Below are 593 nucleotides of genomic sequence, written 5' to 3'. Positions count from 1 at the left end.
CAACCCAAGCTCTGGTAATCCTGGCAAGAAAGCTCGCGCGGGTGGCATTCGCCCTGATGAAAAATCAGGACGAATACGTCACCAAAGGCGGGAAACTGGCTTGCTGAAAACCATAGAATCTCCCACATCTGTTTCGGGCCAGTCACTCCTGTGAAGCCAACAGGGACCGCCTTGGTGCATGACTGGAGACAGGTTGTGTCGCATCAGCGCCCACCGAGATGCATCGCCATACCCTGTCAGCTTCCACCGAGATGGATCGCCAGACTCTGTCAGCTTCCACCGAGATGGATCGCCAGACCCTGTCAGCTTCCTCCGAGATGGATCGCCAGACTCTGTCAGCTTCCACCGAGATGGATCGCCAGACTCTGTCAGCTTCCACCGAGATGGATCGCCAGACTCTGTCAGCTTCCACCGAGATGCATCGCCATGCCAACAAGGCGGTCCCTGTTGGCGGCACAGGAGTGATTGGCCCGAAACAGATGTGGGAGATTCTATGGTTTTCAGCAAGCCAGTTTCCCGCCTTTGGTGACGTATTCGTCCTGATTTTTCATCAGGGCGAATGCCACCCGCGCGAGCTTTCTTGCCAGGATTAC

1 protein-coding gene and 1 pseudogene are annotated in these 593 nt (G+C 56.0%); both read left to right on the top strand.

The annotated features are described in order from the left end of the window. Positions 1 to 107: pseudogene (locus CQW31_RS31955) on the top strand (IS110 family transposase); the annotation flags it as partial. A gap of 111 nt (positions 108 to 218) precedes the next feature. Further along, positions 219 to 593 (top strand): hypothetical protein (locus tag CQW31_RS31270; protein ID WP_158238201.1); only part of this gene is annotated, 375 nt, incomplete at its 3' end.

Source organism: Pseudomonas sp. 382 (assembly GCF_002759075.1).
Classification (GTDB): Bacteria; Pseudomonadota; Gammaproteobacteria; order Pseudomonadales; family Pseudomonadaceae; genus Aquipseudomonas; species Aquipseudomonas vlassakiae.
This window is presented reverse-complemented; position numbering and strand designations above follow the sequence as displayed.